The 4066-nt window shown below is 63.3% G+C and carries 5 protein-coding genes; all 5 read right to left on the minus strand.

Annotated features, from left to right (window positions below; genetic code table 11):
• Positions 1 to 354: 354 nt before the first annotated feature.
• Entirely contained in the window at positions 355 to 1158 is an 804-nt protein-coding gene (xth, locus tag K0U62_08200; GenBank protein MCH9801495.1) for an exodeoxyribonuclease III, read from the minus strand.
• Positions 1159 to 1164: 6 nt separating this feature from the next.
• Positions 1165 to 2379 carry an NADP-dependent isocitrate dehydrogenase gene (locus K0U62_08205; GenBank protein ID MCH9801496.1) on the minus strand — a complete coding sequence of 405 codons (1215 nt, stop codon included), beginning with the start codon at positions 2377 to 2379 and terminating at the stop codon, positions 1165 to 1167.
• A 32-nt stretch (positions 2380 to 2411) separates the two neighbouring features.
• Positions 2412 to 3368 (minus strand): malate dehydrogenase, encoded by a 957-nt coding sequence (locus K0U62_08210; GenBank protein ID MCH9801497.1) that lies wholly within the window; start codon positions 3366 to 3368, stop codon positions 2412 to 2414.
• Positions 3369 to 3504: 136 nt separating this feature from the next.
• Positions 3505 to 3939 (minus strand): DUF3017 domain-containing protein, encoded by a 435-nt coding sequence (locus K0U62_08215; protein MCH9801498.1) that lies wholly within the window; start codon positions 3937 to 3939, stop codon positions 3505 to 3507.
• A partial coding sequence (locus tag K0U62_08220; protein MCH9801499.1) for a bifunctional methylenetetrahydrofolate dehydrogenase/methenyltetrahydrofolate cyclohydrolase occupies positions 3936 to 4066 on the minus strand: 131 nt, incomplete at its 5' end. The genes K0U62_08220 and K0U62_08215, both read right to left, overlap by 4 nt.

The raw sequence follows: 4066 nt of genomic DNA on the forward strand, positions 1-4066 counted from the left end.
CAACCCCAGCAGCAGCCCCACCACCGCAACCAGCAGCACACCCATTCTGGGTAACCCTCGACCAGATGTGTTCGACCCAGCAACTGTCACCATGGTGGTTCTCCTCATAGTCCGTACGTGAGACCTCACGCGCATACCCCGCACCCTAACCCTAAAAAGCCGGCGATAACCGGGAAATACCCCCCCTCACCACCACACCACCACACAAGAAACCGACAAACCAGACATACCGGTCACACGCCGGTCACGCAGCGCCCACCAATGAATCCCGCGCCACAACCCCATCACAATCGCAGCCTGCACCCAACCGCAAGCACAGCCACAACTGTTCGGGGAATGGTCGGCGGATCTCGGTCAGAAACTGAAGTCGGCAGTCACAGCAGCGTGGTCACTCCAGCGCTCGGCATAACTGTCAGCGCGACCCACCGACACACCGGCAGCACTCGCCGCCAGCGCCTCGGTGGCGAGCAGATAGTCAATCCGCCAGCCAGCGTCATTGTCGAAGGCCTTCCCCCGCCACGACCACCAGGTGTACGGGCCAGGTCCTTCCCCGCCGTGAGCTCGACCCAGATCCACCCAGCCGTTGGCCAACCACTCATCCAGGAAGGCGCGCTCCTCGGGAAGAAACCCCGCCTTCTTCAGGTTGCCCTTCCAATTCTTGATGTCGACCTCAGCGTGAGCCACATTCAGATCACCGGCGATCACCGCTGGGCGCTGAGCGGCAGTTAGTTCGGCCATCCGGTCTGACATGGCGGTCAGGAACCGGAGTTTTTCGTCTTGTTTGGGGGTGTCGGCCTCACCGGTATGCACGTAACAACTGGCCACAGTGAGTTCACCGATGCTGGGAAGCGTCAGATCGACCTCTACCCAGCGGCCGGACTGGTTGAACTCGTCGCCCGGGCCCCAACCAATCTGCAACTCCTGCGGCTCTTCACGACTGGCGATCGCCACCCCGGCGCGACCTTTCTGCTCACTCACCGCATGAGCAACATGCCAGTCGGCGAAACCGGTGTTCGCCAGGATGTGACGCAAGGTGTCGTCGTCGGCGCGTACTTCTTGCAACGCCAACACGTCGGGTTCTTGCGCCGCCAACCAGGCGACGCCGCCCCGCCGCAACGCGGCCCGAATGCCATTGACGTTGGCCGTGATCAGACGCACGACGGATCAGGCCATCGCCGCCTGCAGGTTGTCATCGATTGACGCCAAGAACTCCTGGGTGGTCTGGAATTCTTGGTCGTCGCCGACCAGCAACGCCAGATCCTTGGTCATCTTGCCGCTCTCCACGGTGCCGATGCAGACCTGCTCCAACGTCTCGGCGAAACCGGTGACCTCGGGCGTACCGTCCATTCGACCCCGGTGGGCTAAGCCTCGGGTCCACGCGAAGATCGACGCGATCGGGTTAGTGGAGGTGGGGTTGCCCTGCTGATGCTGCCGGTAGTGCCGGGTCACGGTGCCGTGGGCTGCTTCCGCCTCGACGGTGCGACCGTCCGGGGTCATCAGCACGCTGGTCATCAAACCAAGCGAACCGAAGCCCTGCGCGACCGTGTCGGATTGCACGTCACCGTCGTAGTTCTTGCAGGCCCAGACGTAGCCGCCCTCCCACTTCAGCGCGGCAGCCACCATGTCGTCAATCAGTCGGTGTTCATAGCTGATGCCAGCAGCCTCGAACTCTTGCTTGAATTCGGTTTCGTACACCTCGGCGAACAGGTCCTTGAACCGACCGTCGTAAGCCTTGAGGATGGTGTTCTTGGTGGACAGGTACACCGGGTAGCCCCGGGACAGGCCATAGCGCATCGAGGCGCGGGCGAAGTCGCGGATCGAGTCGTCCAGGTTGTACATGCCCATGGCGACACCACCACCGGGGAAGTCGAAGATGTCGAACTCCATCGGCGCCGAACCGTCAGCGGGCGTGTAGGTCATGGTCAGTGTGCCGGGCCCGGGCACCTTGAAGTCGGTGGCCCGGTACTGGTCACCGAAGGCGTGCCTGCCGACCACGATCGGCTGGGTCCACCCCGGAACGAGCCGCGGGATGTTGCTGATGATGATCGGTTCGCGGAAGATGACCCCGCCGAGGATGTTGCGGATGGTTCCGTTGGGCGAGCGGTACATCCGCTGCAGACCAAACTCTTCCACCCGAGCCTCGTCGGGGGTGATGGTCGCGCACTTGACGCCGACACCAAACTCCTTGATGGCGTTGGCGGCATCGACGGTGATCTGATCGTCGGTGGCGTCGCGACTTTCGATCCCCAAGTCGTAGTACTTCAGGTCGACGTCCAGGTAGGGCAGGATCAGCTGCTCTTTGATGAACTCCCAGATGATCCGGGTCATTTCGTCGCCATCAAGTTCGACGACCGGATTGGCCACCTTGATCTTGCTCATGGGTGCTCCTTGAGGTTGCTGGGGTCGGTCGATCAGAGATCTTTGACGTCGGCCTGCTTGGCGCGGACTGCCTCGGCAGCTTCGCGCAGTCCGGCCAACTCGGTCTCGGTCAGATCAGTCTCCACCACGCGGCGCACGCCTTCGCGGCCGATCTCGGCCTCAACGCCGAGGTAGACGCCGCTGATGCCGTGCTCGCCGTCCACCCAGGCGCATACCGGCATCACCTCACCGGAGTCTTCGATGACTGCTTTGGCCATCCGAGCCGCGGCGGCTGATGGCGCGTAATAGGCCGAGCCGGTCTTCAACAGCGCGACCACTTCCGCCCCACCGTTGCGGGTGCGGGTGACCAAATCCTCGATCTCGTCCTCACTCAGCAGGTCCGACAGCGGCTTGCCGTCGACGTTGCAGGCTGAGGGGACCGGCACCATGGTGTCGCCGTGGGAGCCGAGGGTCAGTGTGGTCACGCTGCCCACAGGCACGTCCAGTTTCTCGGCCACGAAGTTGGTGAAACGGGCGGTGTCGAGCATGCCGGCCTGACCCATGATCTGGCTCTTGGGGAAGCCCGTCACGATCTGGGCCAGCGCGGTCATCTCGTCCAGCGGGTTCGCCACGTTGATGATCACCGCGTCGGGGGCATGCTTGGCGATGTTTTCTGCCACCGAGCGCATGATCTTGGCGTTGGTCTCGATGAGGTCCATCCGGCTCATCCCGGGCTTGCGCGGCAGCCCGGCGGTGATCACCACAATGTCGGAACCGGCAATGACCTCGTAGCCGGCACCGTCGGGGCTGGTGGTCTGCCCGATGAGTTTGGTTTCGAAGCCCTCCACCGCGCGGGACTGGTTCAGATCCAGTGCGAGGCCCTCGGCTTTGCCGTCCACCACATCGGTGAGCACCACAGTGTCGAAGATGTCGTACTCCGCCAACCGCTTGGCGGTAGTGGATCCGTAGAATCCGGCGCCGACGACAGTGACCTTGCCCTTGCGAGACATCGAGTTTTCCTCCTGATGGGTGGTGAGCACGCCGCTGAGTCAGCGGCGCACAATGGGTCCGGCAGCAATCGCAACCGTTGGGACCGCATCCCAGCCTAACGACGGGCTTTTGCCGTGACTGCTACCGGGTCCGTGATTACTGGGCTGGCGTGATCAGAGCCAGCAACAGCAGCGAGCCGGTCAACGCCGACAGAATCGTCAAGTCAATGGTTCGAGTGCGAACCACTAATAAGCCAGCCCGTCGGGTGGGCAAGACGGCCCGCAGAATCAGCGCGGTCGTAGCGGAACCGGCCAAGATCAAGGTGCCGAGTCGGAAGTCCACCAGCATCAACGCCAGACCAGACACCGCCAGAAGTAGCACCAAGATGAGTGGTCGACCGCGCTCGCGGGCTGTCACTCCTTGCAGGGCCACCACGTTCAAGGGGACATCGACGGGTTCGTCGGGTCCCTGGCTCGCCACTTCCAGTTCGCCAGCGCTGTCCGCACGCTCGTCTACCGGGTCGAGTGGCTCCGGGTTGAACGGATGGGGGCCCGCTGGCGCCTCGTCATCGCTGTGCTCGTTGGCTGTCATGCGCGCTCCGCAGCTTCCACCACATTCACCAACAGCATGGCCCGAGTCATCGGCCCCGCCCCGCCGGGCATCGGTGCCAGCCAACCGGCCCGCTCGCGGACCTCCGGTGCAACGTCACCCACCAGTC

The organism is Actinomycetes bacterium, from assembly GCA_022599915.1.
GTDB lineage: Bacteria > Actinomycetota > Actinomycetes > S36-B12.

Excerpts from the sequence above, each read along its gene's own strand:
- K0U62_08210 (MCH9801497.1), bottom strand. The coding sequence starts at position 3,368 with ATGTCTCGCAAGGGCAAGGTCACTGTCGTCGGCGCCGGATTCTACGGA.
- K0U62_08205 (MCH9801496.1), bottom strand. The coding sequence starts at position 2,379 with ATGAGCAAGATCAAGGTGGCCAATCCGGTCGTCGAACTTGATGGCGAC.
- K0U62_08215 (MCH9801498.1), bottom strand. The coding sequence starts at position 3,939 with ATGACAGCCAACGAGCACAGCGATGACGAGGCGCCAGCGGGCCCCCAT.